We start from the raw sequence: 20538 nt of genomic DNA on the forward strand, positions 1-20538 counted from the left end.
GTCACCGCTCCCGCCTGCGTCCCAGCAGGTAGAGCAGATAGGGACCGCCGACCAGGGAGGTCAGCGCACCCACCGGGATCTCCAGCGGAGGGACCAGGGTGCGGGCCACCAGGTCGGCGGCCACCAGGACGACCGCGCCCGTCAGCGCCGAGCAGACCAGCGGCAGCTGCGGGGTGCGGGTGAGCCGCCGGGCCAGCTGGGGCGCGGTCAGCGCGACGAACCCGATCGGCCCGGCGGCACCGGTCGCGGCGGCGGCGAGCACGACGCCGAGCGCGGTGAGGCCGAGCCGGGCCCGGTCGACGCGGAGGCCGAGGGCGGCGGCGGTGTCGGGGTCGAGCCCGAGCGGCCGGGCCGCCCGGCCGGCCCACACCAGCCCCGGCACGGCGAGGGCCAGGACCACGGCGAGCGGCCCGGCCTGCTCCCAGCCCCGCCCGTTCAGGCTGCCGGTCAGCCACAGCTTGACCTGCTCGGCCGCGTCCAGCTCGCTGTCGGTGAGATAGAGCTGGACGACGGCGGACAGGGCGACGCCGATTCCGACGCCGGTGAGCACGAAGCGGCTGGGCTGCATGCCGTGACGCCAGGCGAGCACGTAGACGAGAGCGGCGGCGGTCAGCCCGCCGGCGACGGCGACGACGGGCATCGCACCGGGCGCCGCGACGGCTCCGGTGGCCAGCGCGAGCACGGTCGCGGCGGCGGCGCCGTGCCCGACGCCGATGACGTCGGGGCTGGCCAGCGGGTTCCGGGTGACGGTCTGCACGAGGGCCCCGGCGACACCGAGGGACGCGCCGACGAGAGCACCGAGCACGATCCGGGGGACCCGCAGCTCGTTGACGACGAGTCCGTAGGGGGTGTGCGCGCCGCGCAGGGTCCGCCAGACGTCCGGGGGAGAGATGTAGGTCTGGCCGACGCAGGCCGAGGTGACCATGGCGGCGGCGAGCAGGGCGAGCAGCGCGAGGGCGACGAGGATCGAACGTTTGTGGAGGACGAGGGAGAAACGGGGGTGGGGCCGCAGCACCCATGCACCTGCGGGCCGGTGGGGGCCGCTCGCGCAGTTCCCCGCGCCCCTCACGGGGCGCTGTACTGCCGCAGCTGCCCTGCCGCGGCAGTAGCCACTCAGCTGCGGGCAGTCGTGCCGCTGGGGCGGCACGGGTGGGCGCGGCGGCACCCTGCAAGCGCCGGTAAGCGTCCCCACCCCCCGGCCCCAGCCCCGGGTGCGGTTCACGTCGCGGCTCCTTTCCGCCGTACCAATGCCACCAGCACCGGCACCCCCACCAACGCCGTCATCACACCCGCCGGCACCTCCGCAGGAGCCCGCACCACCCGGCCCACGACATCCGCGGCCACCAGCAGCCCCGCTCCCAGCAGCGCGGACAGCGGCAGTACCCGCCCGTACCCGCCACCCCTGACCAGCCGTCGTGCCAGATGCGGCACCACCAGCCCGACGAACGCGATCGGCCCGGCCGCCGCCACCGCGGCAGCGGTCAGCAGGGTCGCGCCCAGCGCCGCGCACCCCCGGACCAGATGGACCCGGTGCCCCAGCGCCCGCGCCGTCTCGTCGCCGAGCGCGAGCGCGTCAAGACCCCGGGCGCAGCACAGCACCAGCACGGCGCCCACCGCCAGGAACGGCAGCATCCGTACGACCGTCCCCGCGTCCCGCCCGCTGAGCGCCCCCACCTGCCAGAACCGGAACTGGTCGAGGGTGGCGGAGCTGGAGGTGAGGACGACGGTCGTGGCGCCCGCGGTCATCGCGGACAGGGCGGTACCGGCCAGCGCCAGCTTCACCGGGGACGCCCCGCCCCGCCCGCGCGCCGCGACCCCGTACACCAGGCACGCGGCGACGACGGCGCCGGTGAAGGCGTACCAGACGTAGGCCCCGAAGCCGTACCCGGAGCCGCCGAGGACGATGGCGAGCACGACCCCGGCCGCCGCCCCCTGGCTCAGGCCGAGGATGCCGGGGTCGGCGAGCGGGTTGCGGGTGACGGCCTGGAGCGTGGCGCCGGCCAGGCCGAGCGCGGCGCCCGCGGTGAGGCCGACCTCGGTGCGGGGCAGGCGCAGGGAGCGGACGACGAGCGCGTCGGGGGAGGCCCCGCCGTGCAGCAGGGCGTCGAGGACGGCGGCCGGCGGTACCCCGCGGGTGCCGACGGCGAGGCTGAGCACGGCGACGACGGCCACCGCGAGGGCGGCCGTCGGCCAGAGCAGGGCGCGGCGCACTTACCGGAGGTGCTCGGCGAGCTGCCGTACGACCAGACGCGCGGCCGTGGGACCGGCGTTGAGGTACCAGGGGTCGTCGTCCACCTGCACGGCGTGCCCGGCGCGCACCGCCTTCAGGGACTTCCACAGCGGTCCGGCGAGCACGGTCGCCGCGTCCGTCTTCTGCGCGTCGCCCTGCACCGAGTAGAAGATCCAGTCGCCGTCGGCGATGTCGACCTTCTCCGCGCTGATGTCCTGCGAGATCGCGTTGAACTGCTGGGACTTCGGGCGGGACAGGCCCATGTCGACGGCTATCGAGCCGGTGAAGGAGGAGACGCCGAACATCCGGGTGCGGTCCGGTGTGAAGCGGACCATGGAGACGGTGGCCGAGCCGTCGAGGGCGGAGCCGCTCTCCTTCGCGTTGCCGACGATGTCGTCGAGGAGGTCCTGCGCCTTCTGCCCCTCGCCGACCGCGTCCCCGACGAGCAGCAGGTCCCGCTTCCAGTTGATGCCCTGGCCGGCGGTGACCACGGTGGGCGCGATCTTCGACAGCTGGGGGTAGAGGTCGCCGAGCGAGTCGTTGACCAGGATCAGGTCGGGCCTGGCGGCGGCCAGGGACTCCAGGTTGGGCGCGGTGCGGGTGCCCGCGTCGGTCATCGCGGCGAGCTTCTTCTTGTACTGCGGGAAGGCGTCGGCGAGGTAGTCGGGGACCAGCCCGGCGTTCTCGGCGCGGGTGCCGGCGGTCGGCACGATGCCGAGGGTCAGGAGGTCGTCCAGCTGCCCGGTGCTGAGCACCGCGATCCGCTTCGGCTGTGCCTTGACGGTGGTGCTGCCCTCGAAGTGGGTGACCGTGCGCGGGAAGACGCCGTCGGCGTCGGTGTCGGAGCCCATTCCGTCGGCGAGCGCGCTGGGCGCGGCGGAGGGCCCTTCGGAGGCGCCGGCGACCTCGTTCACCGTTCCGTCGCCGTGGGCGGCGGTACCGGCATCGTTGTCACCGCCGGACGACGAGCAGCCGGCCAGCAGGCCGCCCACCACGGAGACGGCGGACACGGCCAGGACGGCCCTCGACCTCAACGTACGCACGACTGACTCTCCCGATCAATGACTAAGGTGAGCCTTACCTTAACTGGTGTCGGGAGTACGTTGGACGGGAGGAGGTCCCACGATGACCGTGAACCTGAACCACACCATCGTCGCCGCACACGACAAGCACGCCTCGGCGAGGTTCCTCGCCGACATCCTCGGCCTCGAAGTCAGCCCGGACTACGGCCCGTTCGTCCCGGTCGCGGTACCCAACGGCGTCACCCTCGACTTCATGGAGACACCCGGGAACATCCCGTCGCAGCACTACGCGTTCCTGGTCTCCGAGGAGGACTTCGACGAGATCTTCACCCGGGTCCGGGCGGCCGGCCTCTCCTACTGGGCCGACCCGTCCCACAGCCGTCCCGGCGAGGTCAACACCAACGACGGCGGCCGTGGCACCTACTTCGACGACCCCAACGGCCACCGCCTGGAGATCCTCACCCGCCCCTACGGCAGCGGCGGCTGACCCAGCGGCACGGACTCACCGGACGCGTACGACCGCACGACCGCCCCCGTGGGACAGGCCGCCGCTCATGTCGCCCGCAGGCCCGTGAGGCCGTCCTGTGCGGCCATGACCAGCTCGATGCCCCGGTTGTCGGTGGCGGGATCGCGCATCTGGTTCGTCACGTACGCCAGCGCCAGCCGCTCGGCGGGGTCGATCCAGACCAGCGCGCCGCCCCAGCCGCCCCAGCCGAGGGCGTCGCCGAAGAGGCCGTAGCCGAGGCCGTACCGGGCCGGCATGCCGAGGACGCGGTCCTCGCCCTCGAACTGGAGCTCCCGGGCCCGCTCGCACCCCTCGGGGGACAGCACCCGGACGCCGCCGACGGTTCCGCCGCAGGCGAGCAGGGACTGGACGAGGGCGACCGAACGGGCGTTGCCGTAGCCGCTGGCCGCGGGGATCTGCGCGCGGCGCCAGGCGAGGCCGTTGCCGTCCCGGACGCGCAGGGCGGTGGCGGTGGTGGGCGCGGCGGGGGCCGCGTCGCGGTTCGCCGCACCCGCCGTGTAGTCCTCGTCCCGGCCCGGCGGCGGCACGGTCAGGGCGACCCGCCCGTCGTGTTCGGGGCCGAGGCCGAGGTGGAAGTCCGCGCCCAGCGGCCCGGCCACCTCCGCGGCGAAGAACTCGCCCACGGTCCGCCCGGTGATCCGGCGCAGCACCTCGCCCACCAGGAAACCCTGGGTGAGCGAGTGGTAGCCGGCCGCGGTCCCCGGCTCCCACTGCGGGGCCTGCCCGGCGAGCCGCGCCGTGGCGGCCGGCCAGTCGTACAGCTCCTCGACCGGGCCCTCCCAGTCGGGCAGCCCGGCGGTGTGCGACAGCAGGTGCCGTACCAGCACGTGCCGCTTGCCGGCCGCGGCGAACTCGGGCCAGTAGCGGGCGACCGGCGCGTCCGGGTCCAGCCTCCCCCGGTCGATCAGGACGAGCGCGCACAGCGCGGTCATCGTCTTGGTCACGGAGTACACGTTGACGATCGTGTCCCGCTCCCACGCCCGGGTCCGGCCGGCGTCGGCGGACCCGGCCCACACGTCCACCACCGGCTTCCCGTCCACGAAGACGGCCACGGCACCGCCGACGTCGCCGTCGGCGACGAATCCGGCGAGGGTGGAGGGCACGGCGGTGAACAGCTCGTCGTACGAGCCCTGGATGTCGGCCATGCACGCCATTGAGCCCGCAGGCGCGCTCCCCGGCAACTGAATATCGGGGCCGCGATCCGTCGTCCGTCGTCTGTCGTCTGCCCTCTGCGGCGCCGCCGTGGCTGGTCGCGCAGTTCCCCGCGCCCCTCACGGGGGCGCGGAATCGTCGGGAACCCTCGTGCGTTGAGGGGGGTGGACATCGGAGGCCGCCGGTGTGCGAGCGGAGGAGCCCGAACGAGCGGGCCGACGAGTATTGGAGGGGTCGCGATGACCGTGCAGACGCAGAGGGCCGTGCTGGCGGGCGGCTGTTTCTGGGGGATGCAGGACCTGATCCGCAAGCAGCCGGGAGTGACGGCGACCCGGGTCGGCTACACCGGGGGTGACGTGGCGAACGCGACCTACCGCAACCACGGCACGCACGCGGAGGCCATAGAGATCCTCTTCGACCCGGAGAAGACCGACTACCGCGCTCTCCTGGAGTTCTTCTTCCAGATCCACGACCCGAGCACCAGGAACCGCCAGGGCAACGACATCGGCCTCAGCTACCGCTCGGCGATCTACTACGTCGACGACGAGCAGAAGCGGATCGCCGAGGACACGATCGCGGACGTGGACGCCTCCGGTCTGTGGCCGGGCAAGGTCGTCACCGAGGTGGAGCCGGTCGGCCCCTTCTGGGAGGCGGAGCCCGAGCACCAGGACTACCTGGAGCGCTACCCGGAGGGGTACACCTGCCACTTCCCGCGTCCGGGCTGGAAGCTCCCGGTCCGCACCGAGGGCTGACGGGTCCGGAGCGGCCGTCAGGACCCGTGGACGGGGGCGGCGCCCACCCAGCGGTGGTAGGCGTCCACGTCGACGTTGCTGCCGCACACCACGGTGACCACGTGCCGGCCGGCGAAGCGGTCGCGGTCCTCGAGGATCGCCGCGATGCCGAGCGCGGCCGACGGTTCCACGACGAGGCCGGCGTGGTGGAGGAGCAGCCGCATTCCGGCGACGATCGACTCCTCCCGGACCAGGACGGCGTCGTCGGCGACCAGGAGAAGGTCGTCCAGGACGGCCGGGACGGGGTGCCGGCCGGCGACGCCGTCGGCGATGGTGTTCGCCGAGTCGGTGCTGACGACGCGCCGCCGGTGCCACGAGTGCGTCATCGCCGGTGCGCCCAGCGGCTGGACGCAGATTACCTCGACCTCGGGCGCCGCGGCCTTCACCACATGCCCCACGCCGGTGGCCAGCGCCCCGCCGCCGAGAGCGACCAGGACGGTGTCGAACGACGGCGCGGTGCCGACCAGTTCCAGGCCGATGGTCGCCGCGCCCTCGCAGGTCTCGATGTCCAGGCTGTCCTCGACCAGCCGGATGCCGTCGCGGCGCGCGACGGCCGCCGCCCGCTCACGGGCCGTCTCGTGGTCGCCGTCCACCAGTTCGAGCCTGGCGCCCAGTGCGCGGATGCGGTCGAGCTTGGCCGCGGTCGCGAACCGCGAGGCCACCACGGTCACGTCGAGTCCCCGGCCGCGGCCGGACCAGGCGAGGGCCTGCCCGAGGTTGCCCGCGCTCGCACACACCACGGCCGGTGCCCCCTGCCCGGCGAGCAGGCTCGCGACCAGCTCGGTGCCGCGGGCCTTGAAGCTGCGGACCGGGTTCGCCGTTTCGAGCTTGATGCTCACCGCGCATCCGAGGCCGGGCTCCAGCGCCTCGCAGCGGTACAGCGGAGTGTCCAGGAAGACCGGGTCGATCACCCGGCGGGCCGCCCGGATCCGGCCGGTGTCGAGACGCGTCCCCTGCATGCACGGCAGCGTAGCGCCGGTGCGTCACATGTCCCCGCAGACCTTTGCCTTGAACTGTGCCAGGGGGACGGTGACCGCGGACCCGTCGCCGTCGTCCGAGACGTCGTCGTACAGAACTTCTCCCGGCGCCAGCCGGTCCAGGTCGGCACGGGTGAAGGAGACGTTCGCCGCCGACCAGGAGTTGTCCTCGGTCCAGCCGTAGAGGGCGTAGGCGGTCCCGGCGGCGAGCGGGGCGGGAGCCCTGGTCGTGGTCCAGCCCGCGGCCGGGGATTCGAGGGGCCAGCGGACGAGACCGGCCTTGCGGGGGCGGTCGGACCTCCACGAACCGACCGTCACCGCCTTGTCGGTGTCGGCGCTGTCCACGTAGAGGGTCGCGCCGTCGATGTGGTGCCCGCAGATCATCATGACGCCGAGCAGCTGCCCGTCGGCGGTCACGGAGACACCGGCGACGGCGTCGACGGGAACCGTGCACCCGGAGGTCGCGGCCAGGGCGACGGCGGCCACGGCTGTGCCGAGCAAGCGCCGGAACACCGGCCGTGAAGCGGTCGGTTGCATGGCTCCCCCTGTCCGGAGGTCGCCTGCGGGCCCCTGCTCCGGATGGTAGGGGGCGCGTGCCGTCGGGCGGCGGCGTCGCCGCCCACCCGACGCACGGTCGTTGTCGCTCCGTTGTCGTCTCCCCGTAGCCGGCCGTCAGGCGCTCAGCCGCTTCCGGTCCCCCATCACCACCACCGGGTGGCGTCGGGGATCGAGGGTGTGCAGCAGGGTCTTCATGCCGGACTCGGGAACGGTGACACACGCGGACGTGCCGTCACCGTGGTCCAGGTGCAGCCATATGCCGCCGCCCTTCTCCACCCCGTCGGGACGGCTCCAGTCGAACGGCGGGACACCCGTGAGCCGGTTGTAGTCGATGGCGATGACGTAGTCGAAGTCGTGGACGTGGTCGTCACCGTCCTCGATCATCGAGGCGAAGGCGTTGTCGTCGTACCAGTAGTGCAGGCGGCTGCCCGGATCCTTGAGCGACCCTCCCGCGTCCGTCAGGGAGAACACGCCGACGGGACTGCGCTCGTCGTCCATGCGGTGGTCGGTCGTCCAGCCCAGCCTGCCGTTGTGCGCGGGCCAGCTGCCGGCGCGCTTCCAGGTGGTGCCCTGCTTCTCGTAGAGCACGACGGTGCTCTCGGCTGCGTCCGTGCCGTCGCCGTAGACGACCACGGCCTGCTGGGCGTCGGCCGGTACGTGGCTGCCCATGCGGCTTCCGACGCCCGGAAGGCGCGGGCCCTTCTCCGGGCCGGGGGAGCCGGGCCCGGCCGGGTTGTTGACACCCGGGGCACCGACGTGGCTCCGGTGACCGTCGGCTCCGCCGCACGCCGCGGTGCCGGCCAGCAGCACACCGCAGGCAAGAGCCGCGGGTATGGCATGACGCGCACCGCCGCGCCGCGCCGGAGGGGAACAGGGCCGTATCTCAGCAGATGTCAGCATGAGCAGGATCCTGTGGCGGCCCGCACCGGCCCGCACCCCGGCGACGGCATCCGGCCTAAGGCAGCCGTCCGCCGGTGATCCCCGCACAGCGGACGGCGAGGCCCTCGCCGGCACTCCCGAAGGCACTTCCGGAGGAACTCCCGACGGCACCCATGGCGGCACCCACGGCGTCACTCTCCGCGGGCCCGGTGGCCGGCCCGCCCTCTCCTCGGCCGCCTGTGCCGAGGACCTCAGGGAGCTGAAGGCTGTGGCCGCGAGGGCTGACGGTTCGGCAGGACCCGCCGGCCGGGCCGAAGTGCGGTGCGCCCACCGGCCGAACCGAACGGGGGGTGGCGGCTGCCGTTCAGGCGGGTGGCAGCGGCTGCTCCGTCCAGACGGTCTTGCCGTCGTGGGCGTAACGCGTGCCCCACCGCTCGGTGAGCTGCGCGACCAGGAAGAGCCCCCGTCCGCCCTCGTCCGTGCTGCGGGCCCGCCGGAGATGCGGAGCGGTGTGGCTGGTGTCGGACACCTCGCAGATCAGGGAGTGCGTACGGACGAGGCGCAGGACGACGGGGCCGGCCGCGTACCGGTAGGCGTTGGTGACCAGCTCGCTGGCGACCAGCTCGGTGGTGAAGGCCAGTTCGGGCAGCCCCCATGCGGTCAGTGTCGCCGTGGTCAGCTCCCTGGCCCGGGCGGCGGAGGTCGCCTCCAGGGGCAACTGCCAGGAGGCGACGTCCTGCGACCGCAGCACCCGGGTACGGGCGATGAGCAACGCGACGTCGTCGCTGGGGAGATGGCCCTTGGGCAGCAGCGCTTCGACGACGGAGTGGCAGATCTGCTCCAGGGGCTCGGTGGTGTGGGCGAGACACGCGTGCAGTTTCAGGAGCGCGGCGTCCACGTCGCCGTTGCGCGCCTCCAGAAGGCCGTTGGTGTAGAGCGTGAGCAGCGTGCCCTCGGGGAGATCGAGCTCGTACGTCTCGAACGGCAGCCCGCCCAGGCCCAGTGGCGGACCGGCGGGCAGATCGAGGACGGTCACCGCGCCGTCCGGGGTGGACACCACCGGCGCCGGGTGGCCGGCGCGAGCCAGGGAGCAGTGCCGGGAGACCGGGTCGTAGACCGCGTACAGGCAGGTGGCCCCGAGCACCTGCTCGATCGCCGACGGGTTGCCGTCGGCGTTCGCCTCCTGCTCGGTGGCGAGCAGGCTGACCAGGTCGTCCAGCCGTGCCACCACCTCGTCCGGCTCCAGGTCGAGGCTGGCCAGGGTGCGCGCGGAGGCACGCAGCCGGCCCATCGACGCCGCGGCGTGGATCCCGTGGCCGACCACGTCCCCCACCACGAGGGCGACCCGGGCACCGGACAACGGGATCACGTCGAACCAGTCGCCGCCGATGCCCGGCTCGCCGCTCGCGGGGAGGTACCGGCAGGCCACCTCCACGGCCGGCAGGTCGGACGTCACGCTCGGCAGCAGACTGCGTCGCAGGGTCAGGGCGGCGCTCTGCTGCTGGGTGAAGCGGCGCGCGTTGTCGATGCAGACGGCCGCGCGCGAGGAGAGCTCCTCGGCCACGGCGGCGTCGTCGTCCTCGAACGGCTCGGTGTTGCGCGACCGCCACAGGCTCACCACGCCCAGCACGAGGCCCCGTGCGACCAGGGGCACCGCGATCAGCGAATGGACGCCGAGACCCGAGGCGATCTCGATCCGCCGCCGGTCCATGGCGTACCACTCGGGGCGCAGGGACAGCAGCCCCTCGAGGATCGGGCGGCGCTCGGCCAGGCACCGTGCCTGCGGGGACTCCGGAAGCAGCGGGACCACCTCGCCCTCCTGGTACGGGACGCGGCGTTCCGGCGGCGCGAGGGCGGCCCGGAGCAGCGGACCCGGCGCACCGGGAACGGGTTCGTCACCGAGTGTCACGGGTTCCAGGAGGTCCACCGAGCAGTGGTCGGCCATGCCGTGGACGACCACCCCGGCCAGTTCCCGAGCGGTCTGTGTCACGTCGAGCGAGGTTCCGATCCGGGCGCTCGCCTTGTTCAGCAGGGCGAGCCTGCGCTGTGCCCGGTGCCGTTCGGTCACGTCCTCGATCGTCTCCGCCACGCCGAGCACCCGGCCCGAGGGGTCTTCCATCCGGAACGCGGAGACGGACACGATCCGCTCCCGGCCCGGCTCGTGGCGGGCCCGGGCGGACTGCTCGGTGAAGATCAGCGGCTCGCCGGTCTCCAGGACGTGCCGGACCCGTTCGTCCGTGGGACCCGCGTCCTCGTCGACCATGAACTCGCGGGGGCGGTGGCCCACCGGCGCCTCGGCCGGGACGCCGCTCGCCTTCTCGACCGCACGGTTGACCCGGATGACCCTCCGGTCCGGGTCGTACGTGACCAGACCGATCGGGGACCGCCGGTACAGGCCGTCCAGCAGCGCCCGGTCCCGCTGCCAGGCGATGACCTCCGCGGCGGGGGCCCCGACCAGCAGCCACTCCTGACCGCCGCCCTCCCGGGTGATCGCCCGGGCCCGGAACGCCATCTCGGCACGGTGCCCGTCCCGGTGCAGGACGGGCAGGACCCCGAACCAGCCTCCCTCCTTCACGGCCTCCACGACCACGGACCGTACGACGGCCAGGTCACGGGCGTCGACCAGGAGGTCCCGCCACCCCCGTCCGAGCACCTTCCCGGCCGGATAGCCCAGCAACTCCTCCGCGCGTACACTCCAGCCGACCACGGTGCCCTGTTCGTCGAGCACGGCCGAGGCCCCACGGCCGAGGGCGAACGGATCCTCGGGACTCTCGTTGAAATGCATCGACGGCGTCCCCATAGCCACACCACCTTGCCTCCGTCACTCCGATGGTCCTCCCCGACGTCTCCGTCCGCGACTCTCCCACCGGGGCCTGGCCGGGGCCGGGTCAGAACCAGTGCAGGCAGTGCGGCGGTCGGTCGGTGCGGAAGAGGGCGTCGGCGAGTGCGGTCGCGCCCGGGTGGTGGACCCGGACGTGTCCGGCACGTACGAGCGTGCTCGGGGCGGTGCCGCCGAGGTAGACGGAGCCCAGGTCGCGCACGTCCAGGGACAGGTCGGGCCGCCGGTCCGTGGGGACGCAGTCGGCCCTGCCGTCCCGGACGGTCAGCAGGTAGCGGTCGTGTTCGCCGAGGAACGGGTCGTCGACGTCGAGGACGAGCTCGCCGTCCGTGAACCAGCCGCGCTCGGTCAGGGCCCGCGGGACGTCCAGCAGCCGTACCCAGAGCCAGTCGGAGTCGCCGCTCACCTCACCGGCGCGGAAGTCCGTCAACTGCCAGCGCAGCGGGTTCCCGGGCGGGACGTGCTTGAACACGACCTGGGAGACCAGGTCGTGCCCGAGTACGAACCGGGCCAGGGCCGTGCGGACGGCGTCGTCGGTGCCGATGGTCTCGTCGACCGTCAGGGTGCCGGAGTCGACCGCGTAGCTGGCGTACCCGTCCGGGACCCCGTCGCGGTCCCGGTGGACGGCGATGTAACGCGACGCCGGCGAGATGGGGGGCTGCCCCGCGCGCAGGGCCCACCAGCGGTGCGGCCGGGAGAGCGCGCCGGGCTGGGCGCGGCGGTACCGGTCGTAGACCTCTTCCAGGATCTCGCCGCATTCGGCACGACGCAGCACCTCGACCGAGCCGCCGCCTGCGCCGTTGCTCGAGCCGTTGCCGTTGCCGTTGCCGTTGCCGTTGCCGTTGCCGTTGCCGGAGCCGGTCGCCGGTGCGTCGGTCGCCGTGTGCGCGCGGGGAACCGTGAGGTCGGCCCGGTGGCGCGGCACCGTCAGCCGTGACGTGTAGGTCGCCGGTCCGTAGCCGAACCTGCCGTAGATCGGGGCCTGCGAGGCCAGCAGCACGGAGAGGAACTCGCCGCGGGCCCGCAGGTCGGCGAGCTGGTGCCGCATCATCGCGCTGAGCACGCCCTGACGCCGGTGCGAGGGCAGGACGCCGACCGCGGTCACCCCGGCGGCGGGGACGACGGCCGCACCGGGCAGGGTCAGCTCGAAGGTGTACGCGGCGGCGGTGCCGACCGGCCGCCCCTCCGCCGTCAGGGCGAGCAGACAGCGCTCCGTCTCCAGCGCCGACCACCAGAGCCCGCCGCCCTCGACCGGGGGTTCAGGGAAGAGCGCGAACGCGGCGTGGACGGTGTCGACGAAGACGTCGAGATCCTTGTCGGTCGTGGGACGGATCTCCATAGGCGACGCTGCCTCCCCGGTATGCCGGCACCACGATTCACGGCGTCCGGACGCTGGCCACAGTCCAGCGGCGCTCCGTGACCGGGGCAAGCGAATTACGGCGTCCGCGCCCGCAGCCGCCGGGTCAGAGCCGCGGGGTCAGAGCCGCCGGTACTTGTCGATGTCCTCCGCGAACTCCTGGATGGCCTGTGCGGTGAGCGTCGGCCGGGTGTCGGCGATGGCGCTCATGTAGTCCTCGGTGGTGGCCGGCCGGCCCTGCCGACGGGTGACCTCGCGCTCGAATGCCGCCTGTGCGCCCTTGCGGGCGGCGAACTCGATGTCGGCCGGGGTGAACAGCTCGCTCGCGCGGACGAGCCGGGCGATGTCCACGGACTCGGCGGAGGCTCTGAGGTAACGCTGCCAGATCGCCGCGCGGGCGGTCGCGTCCGGCGGGCCGATGGGGATGACGTAGTCGAACCGGCCCGGCCGCAGGAACGCCGCGTCGAGCGAGCGGACCGAGTTGGTGGCGCAGGTCAGCAGCCGCGCGTCGTGCTCGCGGAAGATGGGGATGAGCTTGAGCAGCTCGTTGGTCACGCCGTGCCCGGGATCGACGGCCTTCCCGGAGCGCGCGCCGGCGATCTCCTCGACCTCGTCGATGAAGAGCAGGACCGAGTCCAGCTCCGCCAGGTCCGCGAAGGCCTCGCGCAGCGCCACGGCCAGCCCCTCGCTGGTGTCGGCGGCGAGCCGGGACGGAAAGAGTTCCACGAACGGCCAGCCCAGCCGCGAGGCCACCGCTTTGGCGAAGCTCGTCTTCCCGGTGCCCGGCGGACCGAAGAGAATGATCGCCTTGGGCGGGGCCACCCCATAGCGGTCCGCCAGCGCCGGTTCGGTCAGCGGAAGCACGACACGGCGTTCGACGACCTGCTTCTCCTCCTCCATGCCGGCCATGGCGTTCCAGAGGCCCTCGGGCAGCATGCGCCCGCCCAGCGCCGCGAGGACCTCGGCGTTGGCGGTCTCGACGGGTTCGAGTTTCTCGTAGTAGGTGAGCCCGTCGCGGAAGCGGTAGCCGGAGTTCTCCAGGGCCTTCGTCCCCGCCGCGTCGGCGGGCAGCAGCGCGCTGATGTGGCGTACGCCCAGCGCCCGCAGGCGCCGTTCGAGATCGAAGAGCAGGGCGCTCCCGATCCCGCGCTCGCGCCAGCGGGAGGCGAGCGCCACCAGGAGGATCCACCCCCGCTTGCCGTACGCCTGCGCCACCGCCATGCCCACCAGCTCGTCGCCGACGACGGCCACGACCGCCGGCTGTCCGGCCTTGGCCGCCGACATGACCTCGGAGACCGCGAACACCTGGTCCTCGTCGGCCCGGCGGCTCTGATCCCAGATGTCGATCGCCTGGTCGAGATCGTCTTCGTGATATTCGCGCAGGTGCCAAGCAGGCATCGCCACCACCTCACACGGCGCGGGCCTCCCATTCTTCCCTCCGCTTCTTCCCTCCGCGACGCCACGTGACGAACCGGGCCGGCCGGCCTGTCCTCGCCGCCATGAAGGCCCTCGCCGACCGCTCCGGCGCCGTCGGCGTCCGCCTGGTCGTGGCCCTCGACCGGGGGAGCCGCACCACCGTCGGGGTCCACGACTGCGAACGCGGCTCGACGATCCGTGTCAGACCTCGCGCACAGCCCCTCTCCCGACTCCGTCCTCCTGGGCTTCGAGGAGTTCCGCGCCGTGCTCGACAGCCCAGCGTCCGAGCGCCAGCAGCGGGCCCTCGACCAGGCTCCGTCCCAAGGCGGTCAGGGCGTAGTCGACACGTGGCGGCGCCTCGGCATGTGCGTGGCGCTCGACCAGCGCGCCCGCAAGGAGCCGTTGCAGGGAGTCGCCCAGGACCTTGTCGCTGATGCCGCCGATCGCGGCCCGCAGCTCACGGCGTCGGCGCGGTCCCGCGCGCAGCGCCGCCAGGACGACGGGATCCCAGGTATGGGTGAGCAGATCGGTGGCCGCTCGCAGACGGCAGTCCGCGACCAACTCGTGGCGGTGGGTGTCGTGATCGGTCATCTCGCCGTCCATCGTCGCGCGTCCGGCACGCACCGAACGGTGTGTGACGCCTTCCCTACCGTGGCCACCGACCGATCACGGCGGAGAGGTGCAGACGGATGCGCATCGGAATCCTGGGAACAGGGACACTGGCGGCGGCCCTGGGCGAGGCCTGGGCACGCACGGGACACGAGGTGGCGATCGGCGGACGGTCACCGCGGAAGGCGGCGATGCTCGCCGGGCGGCTGGGGCGGGGGGCGTACGCCGTCCCGCCGCGTGAGGCGGCCACCGGGCGGGACGCGGTGCTGCTCGCCGTGGCCTGGGACGGCGTCGAGAGCATGCTGCAATCGGCGGGCGCGTCCGACGGGGTGTTCGCAGGGACCCCGTTGATCGATCCCACGAACGCCGTCACCCACGGCGTCGGTGCTCTGCTCGTCGAGCACGGCGAGTCGGCGGCCCGGTGGATCGCGGGACTCGCCCCGGGGGCCCGGGTCGTGAAGGCCTTCCATCTCTTTCCCGCGGACCACTGGACGAGCCCGTCCGACGATGGGCGAACCCCTGTGACGGTGGCGCTGTGCGGGGACGACGCGGCGGCATTGCACGTCGTCGGCCGACTGGTCCGGGACGTCGGCGGAGTGCCGGCGACGCTCGGGACGCTGGATCGTGTCCGCCAGCTGGAGGAGGTGGCCGGTTTCGTCATCGGCCTGGCCTTCGCGGGCATCGACCCTGCCTCCGCCGTCCCCCACATCCCCTCGCACATCCCCTCGCACATCCCCTCGCACATCCCCTCGAACGGCAGGCGAGCCGGTTCGCCGGGACAGGCGTAGCTCTCACCCGCCGGAGTTCCCAGCCGGTTCGCCTCCGCACGATCCCGTCACCGGCCTCGTCGCATCGCCGACGGCGAGGCCCCACGACGGGATCAGACGGTGAGGACGAGCTTGCCCTGGAGGTGACCGCCGTCGAGCAGCCGGTGCGCGTCGGCGACGCGCTCGAACGGGAACGTCTCCTGCACGTGGACCCGGAGCCTGCCCTGCTCGACGAGTGCGACGAGACCGCGCAGGGCGACCGGATCGGGGTCGACCCCGATGCCGCTGAAGCGCATGCCGGCCGCCTCGTACCCGGCGATGAGCGCCGTATCCTCCTCGGCGACCGCCGTCACCAGGTGACCGCCCGGGCGGAGCACTCCGAGCGACCGCTCGACGGTGTCGCCGCCGATCGTGTCGAGTACGACGTCGACGTCGCGGACCGCCTCGGTGAAGTCGACCGCCGTGTAGTCGATCACCTCGTCGGCGCCGAGCCCCTCGACGAACTTCCGCTTGCTCGCACTGGCGGTCGCGATCACGTGCGCACCGAGCGCCTTCGCGATCTGGATCGCGACGTGGCCGACCCCGCCACCGCCGCCGTGGACCAGGACGCGGTCGCCCTCGGCCACGCCGGCGAGGTCGACGAGGCCCTGCCACGCCGTCAGCCCGACGACCGGCAGCGCCGCCGCCTCGACGTGCGAGAGCGACGCCGGCTTCCGCACCAGGTGCAGCGCCGGCGCCGACACGACCTCGGCGTACGCGTTCGCCGCCTGCGGGAACCGCGGCATCCCGAACACCTCGTCGCCGGGCCTGAACCGCCACGACTGCGACGTCTCCTCGACGACACCGCTGATGTCCCAGCCGAGGACGAACGGCGGTAGGCCGATCAGCGGGAACTCGCCGGCGCGCAGCCGCGCCTCCAGCGGGTTCAGCCCGATCGCCCTGACACGGACGAGGACCTCGGTCGGAAGCGGCCGGGGTTCGGGTGCGTCCGCGACGGTGAGCACCTCGGGACCGCCGAGTGAGTGCTGGGTGATGACGCGCATGACTCTCCTGGCTCTGGAAGGGAGGGGGCGAGAACCCAGGCTAGGTTTCCGACAGGAACCGGCAGGTGCCTGTGGCGCGGGTACCGTGGGTGCCATGAGCGGTTTCGGTCCCGGCGATCCCTTTCTCGCCGACTGTCCGGCACGTCTGGCGGTCGAGCTGATCGCCGACAAGTGGACGGTGGTCGTGCTCTACGGCCTCAGCAAGGGCCCCGTGCGCCATGGCCAGTTGATCGAGCTGATCGGCGGCATCTCCCGCAAGATGCTCACCCAGACGCTCCGCCGGCTTGAGGCGCACGGACTCATCCGCCGCCACGCCTACGCCGAGGTGCCGCCCCGCGTCGAGTACGAACTCACCCCGCTCGGGGCCACGCTGATCGACCCCATCCACACGCTGACCGAATGGGCGAGGGCGAACGGCGACGCGGTGCTCGATGCGCTCGACGCCGCCACCGAGCCGGTCGCCCACAGCGAGTCAGCCTGAGATCGCAGCCGGCGGGCGCCACCATTGCCGGCGGCGGCACCAGCCTCGTCCGGGAAGTGCCCGTCACCCCATGAGGTGGGCAAGTGACGCGCCTCCAGCGGGATATGGGCGTTCCGACGGCAGCAGCCGGGTCGCGGAGTCCAGGTCACCACTGCGGACGAGGGCATGGATCTCGTGGGCGAGCGGGGTCACGTCGCGGATGGCGACCGTCCACTCGTCCGCGTACCGTCGTACGGCTTCTCCGGAGAGCCCCAGTTGCAGGGACCGGTACGGCAGGGGCCGCAGGTGCAGGTCCCGCTCGGGGTCCCACTGCACACGGGCGGGTGAACGCTTCAGCCGGCGCTGCCAGGCGGCTCGGTCGGGATGCACCCCGCGGGCGTAGCTCGACAGGCACGCGTTGCGCAGCGCCCACTCGAAACCGTCCCGGCTGATCTCGACGGCCAGGACGGTCTCCTGCCCCTCCTTGGCACCCCAGCCGCAGCGGTACATCATCCACCGGAACGACGGCTTGATCCATGTCATCCTGTCCCGCTTCCACACGGCGGGGAAACGGCCCTCGCGGACTGCGGGCAGGCCGATCTCCGGGGCGTACGCCTGGTAGACGGTGATCGTGGACCCGTCGTAGGCCGCACGAATCCCGCGTAGCGGTTCATCCATGACGTACAGCGTGAGGTCGGCCCGACCAGGGGGCCACCGGTTTTCGGCTTCCTCCGCTGGGCGGATCTTCGTCCACCGGCGGCAACGAGCCCGCGGCCAAGGCGACTTTCGGGTGCGAGGCAACCAGCGTCGGCTTCTCACCCTTTTCACAGATGGCACACAAGCACCTCCTTCCGTGCCTGCAAGACGTGCACGACTCGTCCCGACCAGACGCAGAGAGAGCACCCATGACCAGACACCACCCCCATGCCTTACGGCGTTCGGCGGTCATCGCCGCTGCCGCCCTCACCGTCGCCGCCGCCGGAACCCTCGCCGCGCCCGGCGCGGGAGCGGCGACACCGGCGGGCACACCGAAGCTCGAACTGATCGCCGCCACCCACGCGGTGACGGTCGACCGATGGGAAGGCGAGCCGGGGCTCTACCTGGACCTCGGCACCTACCTCACGGTCGACCGGGGACCGTTCGAGCTCCGGGTGACGCGCAAGTCCTACAACGACCCTGTCGTCGCGTCGCAGGTGATCCGCTCCGGCGGCCGGACGGTGACCAGGACCCTGCCGAAGGGCCTGGTGAAGGACTTCTCGGGCCTGCCGGGCTTCCTCAAGGTCAGCATCAGCGACGAGTCGGGCGTGAAGAAGGTCGACACCACGCAGTCGTTCTGCCCGAACAACCGGGCGGGCCGGATCCGGCCGGACGCCCCGGCCACCTCGACGTACCCCGACGGTTGCTCCGACAACCCGTTCGCGCTCGGCGGGGTGTGGGGTGTGGAGAAGGGCTGGGCCGCTGCCACGTCCCAGGGCTTCCGTGGGGACGACGCGATCGACCTTCCGGCCGGCGTCTACACCGCGAAGGTGTCGGTGGCGAAGAAGTACCGCGACCTGTTCGGAATACCGGACAAGACGCAGACCATCAAGGTGACGGTCCGCCAGCAGGACTCCGGCGGGGGCCAGGGTCTGGCCGGCGCCGAGCGCGGGCGGAAGAGCGCGTCGAAGAGCCTGCGGCCGGCCGCCGGCCGCCCGGCCGGCAGGGCGGCCGTCGCCGCCGACATGCCCAAGCCCGACCTGCGGGCCCTCCCCGCGTACGGCATCGCGATCACCGACGGGGGCGAGGGCGGAGTGGGTGCCGTCGCCGGCAAGGACTACCTCGCCTTCAGCGCCACCGTCTGGAACGGTGGCCCCTCGCCGCTGGTCGTGGACGGGTTCCGCAAGCCCGGCGCGGAGAAGATGGACGCGTACCAGTACTTCTACGACGCCAAGGGCAAGCAGGTCGGGTACACGCCCACCGGCACCATGGAGTGGGACCCGCGGGAGGGCCACCAGCACTGGCACTTCAGCGACTTCGCCAGCTACCGGCTGCTCGGCGCGGACAAGAGGGAGATCGTCCGCAGTGGCAAGGAGGCGTTCTGCCTGGCCAACACCGATGCCATCGACTACACGGTGAAGAACGCCAACCGGCACCCGTACAACACCGACCTCGCCACCGCCTGCGGTGAGGAAACCGCCGTCTCGGTGCGCGAGGTGCTCGACGTCGGCAACGGCGACACCTACAGCCAGTACCGGCCCGGTCAGTCCTTCGACGTCACGGACCTGCCGAACGGCACCTACTACATCCAGGTCATCGCCAACCCCGACCACCGGCTCAAGGAGCAGAGCACGGCCAACAACGTCACGTACCGCAAGGTCGTCCTCGGCGGCACGCCGGGCGCCCGCACGGTGACCGTCCCGAAGTACGGCCTCATCGACGCTCCCTGATCACCCGGCGGGCGGAGGCAGACACCTCCGCCCGCTGCTTCAGACGGCCCTGACGGGTCCGAGGGGGCTCAGCCGGTGAGGTCGGCGGCGGTCTGGGTGAGGTGTCGGACCAGTACGCCGGTCGCGGTGTCGGCGTCGCGGGCCAGCGCCGTCTCCTCCAGCCGGCGGTGTTCGTCAGCGCCGTCGCGGTCGGGGTTGCGGTGCGCCGACCAGCGGCGGGCCAACTCGCTCGCGGTCCACATGCGGTCGAACGTCTCCAGCAGAACGCGGTTGCCGCACCCCTCCAGCAGGGTGCGGTGGAAGAGCCGGTGGGCTTCGGCCCATGCGCCGGTGTAGTGCTCGCCCTCGTCCGGCAGATACGCCGGGGTGCGGACCAGGCGGTGGTGGGCGGCTCGCACCCGGGCTTCCCAGTCGACGTCGCCGCGCTCGATGGACATGCGCAGCATGATCGGTTCGATGGTCCGGCGGGCCTCCGCGATCTCCTGCCACCGGCGGTCGGAGAAGGCCGGCACGGCGAACCCGCGGTTGGGCAGTCGGTCGGCGAGGCCCTCGCCGACCAGCCGCACGAGCGCCTCGCGCACGACGGCCAGGCTTACGCCCTGCTGCTTGGCAAGGTCCTGCGGTTTGAGGGCGTCGCCGGAGGCGTGTTCGCCACGCATGATCGCGTCCCGCAGGTGCGTGTAGACCTGCTCGGAGAGCATCTGCTTCCCCGCCGGGGCCGAGGTGGGGGCCGTCTGAGTCATGCCTCCATCATAGACGATGACCCAGATAATCGATTATCTCTGATACTGTCGATTCAGTGACGGGGGACGGCGGCGGTGCCCCCGGGCGACGCTGCGGGTCCGCCGCCTTGCCTGTCCCCATGCCCCGTACGCCCCGAAAGGAATGGCCCGATGCGCGCCAACGACCCCTTCGCCCGCCTCCCCGAGGCGGCATCCTTCACCGTGACCAGCACCACCGTCCAAGACGGCGCCCCCTGGCCGCCCGAGCAGTTCTCCGGTGCCTTCGGTGTCCCCGGCGGCAAGGACGTCTCTCCGCAACTGTCCTGGGACGGCGCCCCGGAGGGCACCAAGAGCTATGCCGTCACCGTCTACGACCCCGACGCCCCGACGGGCTCCGGGTTCTGGCACTGGGCGGTCGCCGACATCCCCGCCACCGCCACCGAGCTGCCCGAGGGCGCCGGCGACGACACCGGATCCGGCCTGCCCGGGGGCGCCTTCCAACTGCCCAACGACGCCCGCGCGGCCCGTTTCATCGGTGCCGCCCCTCCCGCCGGACACGGCCCGCACCGCTACTTCGTCGTGGTGCATGCCCTCGACGTCGACGCCATCGGCGTCCCCGCCGACGCGACCCCGGCCGTCCTCGGCTTCACCATGTCCAGCCACACCCTCGGCCGCGCGGTACTGACCGCGACAGCCGAAACACCCGCCTGACCGGCGGCATGTCCCACCTCATCGACACGCCCGACGGCACACCTCAGTACGGC

20 protein-coding genes are annotated in these 20538 nt (G+C 72.7%); 6 read left to right on the forward strand and 14 right to left on the reverse strand.

The window, feature by feature from the left end; translation table 11 throughout:
- Nucleotide 1: 1 nt before the first annotated feature.
- The 3 genes from AB0D74_RS32905 to AB0D74_RS32915 all read right to left on the reverse strand — a co-directional run bounded on the left by AB0D74_RS32905 (nt 2) and on the right by AB0D74_RS32915 (nt 3273).
- Entirely contained in the window at nt 2–1015 is a 1014-nt protein-coding gene (locus AB0D74_RS32905) for an iron ABC transporter permease (RefSeq protein WP_362595088.1), read from the reverse strand.
- A gap of 203 nt (nt 1016–1218) precedes the next feature.
- Nucleotides 1219–2211 (reverse strand): iron ABC transporter permease, encoded by a 993-nt coding sequence (locus AB0D74_RS32910; protein ID WP_362595090.1) that lies wholly within the window; start codon nt 2209–2211, stop codon nt 1219–1221.
- Nucleotides 2212–3273 carry an iron-siderophore ABC transporter substrate-binding protein gene (locus AB0D74_RS32915; protein WP_362595092.1) on the reverse strand — a complete coding sequence of 354 codons (1062 nt, stop codon included), beginning with the start codon at nt 3271–3273 and terminating at the stop codon, nt 2212–2214.
- An 82-nt stretch (nt 3274–3355) separates the two neighbouring features.
- Here AB0D74_RS32915 and AB0D74_RS32920 point away from each other — a divergent pair, with 82 nt between their 5' ends.
- Complete coding sequence (locus AB0D74_RS32920; protein ID WP_362595094.1) at nt 3356–3739, forward strand: VOC family protein; 384 nt, start codon at nt 3356–3358, stop codon at nt 3737–3739.
- A gap of 65 nt (nt 3740–3804) precedes the next feature.
- On the opposite strand, the gene AB0D74_RS32925 is transcribed toward AB0D74_RS32920, so the two are convergent.
- A complete protein-coding gene (locus AB0D74_RS32925; RefSeq protein ID WP_362595096.1) occupies nt 3805–4923 on the reverse strand; it encodes a serine hydrolase domain-containing protein in 1119 nt (372 codons plus the stop codon).
- A gap of 246 nt (nt 4924–5169) precedes the next feature.
- Here AB0D74_RS32925 and msrA point away from each other — a divergent pair, with 246 nt between their 5' ends.
- The gene (gene msrA / locus AB0D74_RS32930) at nt 5170–5682 is read left to right on the forward strand and encodes a peptide-methionine (S)-S-oxide reductase MsrA (protein WP_362595099.1); all 513 of its coding nucleotides are present in this window, start codon (nt 5170–5172) and stop codon (nt 5680–5682) included.
- Nucleotides 5683–5699: 17 nt separating this feature from the next.
- Here msrA and AB0D74_RS32935 read toward each other — a convergent pair whose 3' ends face one another.
- From AB0D74_RS32935 to AB0D74_RS32965, 7 genes are all read right to left on the reverse strand, one after another.
- Nucleotides 5700–6680: a pyridoxal-phosphate dependent enzyme gene (locus tag AB0D74_RS32935; RefSeq protein WP_362595101.1), complete on the reverse strand. Its 981-nt coding sequence runs from the start codon at nt 6678–6680 to the stop codon at nt 5700–5702.
- Nucleotides 6681–6704: 24 nt separating this feature from the next.
- Nucleotides 6705–7199: a hypothetical protein gene (locus tag AB0D74_RS32940; protein ID WP_362595103.1), complete on the reverse strand. Its 495-nt coding sequence runs from the start codon at nt 7197–7199 to the stop codon at nt 6705–6707.
- A gap of 171 nt (nt 7200–7370) precedes the next feature.
- Entirely contained in the window at nt 7371–7925 is a 555-nt protein-coding gene (locus tag AB0D74_RS32945) for a hypothetical protein (protein ID WP_362595105.1), read from the reverse strand.
- A gap of 574 nt (nt 7926–8499) precedes the next feature.
- Nucleotides 8500–10920 (reverse strand): SpoIIE family protein phosphatase, encoded by a 2421-nt coding sequence (locus AB0D74_RS32950; protein WP_362595107.1) that lies wholly within the window; start codon nt 10918–10920, stop codon nt 8500–8502.
- Nucleotides 10921–11023: 103 nt separating this feature from the next.
- Nucleotides 11024–12313, reverse strand: coding sequence for a GNAT family N-acetyltransferase (locus AB0D74_RS32955; RefSeq protein WP_362595109.1), 1290 nt, complete (start codon nt 12311–12313; stop codon nt 11024–11026).
- A 138-nt stretch (nt 12314–12451) separates the two neighbouring features.
- On the reverse strand, nt 12452–13738 hold the full coding sequence (locus AB0D74_RS32960; RefSeq protein ID WP_362595111.1) for a GNAT family N-acetyltransferase: 1287 nt from the start codon (nt 13736–13738) through the stop codon (nt 12452–12454).
- Nucleotides 13739–13948: 210 nt separating this feature from the next.
- Nucleotides 13949–14338, reverse strand: coding sequence for a helix-turn-helix domain-containing protein (locus AB0D74_RS32965; RefSeq protein WP_362595113.1), 390 nt, complete (start codon nt 14336–14338; stop codon nt 13949–13951).
- Nucleotides 14339–14436: 98 nt separating this feature from the next.
- Between AB0D74_RS32965 and AB0D74_RS32970 the strand changes: the two genes are divergently transcribed.
- On the forward strand, nt 14437–15144 hold the full coding sequence (locus tag AB0D74_RS32970; protein ID WP_362595115.1) for an NAD(P)-binding domain-containing protein: 708 nt from the start codon (nt 14437–14439) through the stop codon (nt 15142–15144).
- A 92-nt stretch (nt 15145–15236) separates the two neighbouring features.
- On the opposite strand, the gene AB0D74_RS32975 is transcribed toward AB0D74_RS32970, so the two are convergent.
- A complete protein-coding gene (locus AB0D74_RS32975) occupies nt 15237–16166 on the reverse strand; it encodes an NADP-dependent oxidoreductase (protein WP_362595118.1) in 930 nt (309 codons plus the stop codon).
- Nucleotides 16167–16260: 94 nt separating this feature from the next.
- On the opposite strand from AB0D74_RS32975, the gene AB0D74_RS32980 reads away from it, so the two are divergent.
- Nucleotides 16261–16647, forward strand: a complete 387-nt coding sequence (locus AB0D74_RS32980; protein ID WP_362595120.1) for a helix-turn-helix domain-containing protein — start codon at nt 16261–16263, stop codon at nt 16645–16647.
- 63 nt (nt 16648–16710) lie between these two features.
- Here the strand turns inward: AB0D74_RS32980 and AB0D74_RS32985 are convergent, their stop codons facing one another.
- Entirely contained in the window at nt 16711–17304 is a 594-nt protein-coding gene (locus tag AB0D74_RS32985; protein WP_362595122.1) for a DUF4291 domain-containing protein, read from the reverse strand.
- 227 nt (nt 17305–17531) lie between these two features.
- Here AB0D74_RS32985 and AB0D74_RS32990 point away from each other — a divergent pair, with 227 nt between their 5' ends.
- Nucleotides 17532–19052: a lysyl oxidase family protein gene (locus tag AB0D74_RS32990; protein ID WP_362595124.1), complete on the forward strand. Its 1521-nt coding sequence runs from the start codon at nt 17532–17534 to the stop codon at nt 19050–19052.
- Nucleotides 19053–19120: 68 nt separating this feature from the next.
- On the opposite strand, the gene AB0D74_RS32995 is transcribed toward AB0D74_RS32990, so the two are convergent.
- Nucleotides 19121–19795 carry a GntR family transcriptional regulator gene (locus AB0D74_RS32995; RefSeq protein ID WP_362595126.1) on the reverse strand — a complete coding sequence of 225 codons (675 nt, stop codon included), beginning with the start codon at nt 19793–19795 and terminating at the stop codon, nt 19121–19123.
- 150 nt (nt 19796–19945) lie between these two features.
- Between AB0D74_RS32995 and AB0D74_RS33000 the strand changes: the two genes are divergently transcribed.
- Complete coding sequence (locus tag AB0D74_RS33000; protein WP_362595128.1) at nt 19946–20485, forward strand: YbhB/YbcL family Raf kinase inhibitor-like protein; 540 nt, start codon at nt 19946–19948, stop codon at nt 20483–20485.
- Nucleotides 20486–20538: the final 53 nt, after the last annotated feature.

This window comes from Streptomyces sp. NPDC048278 (assembly GCF_040652195.1).
Lineage (GTDB): Bacteria > Actinomycetota > Actinomycetes > Streptomycetales > Streptomycetaceae > Streptomyces.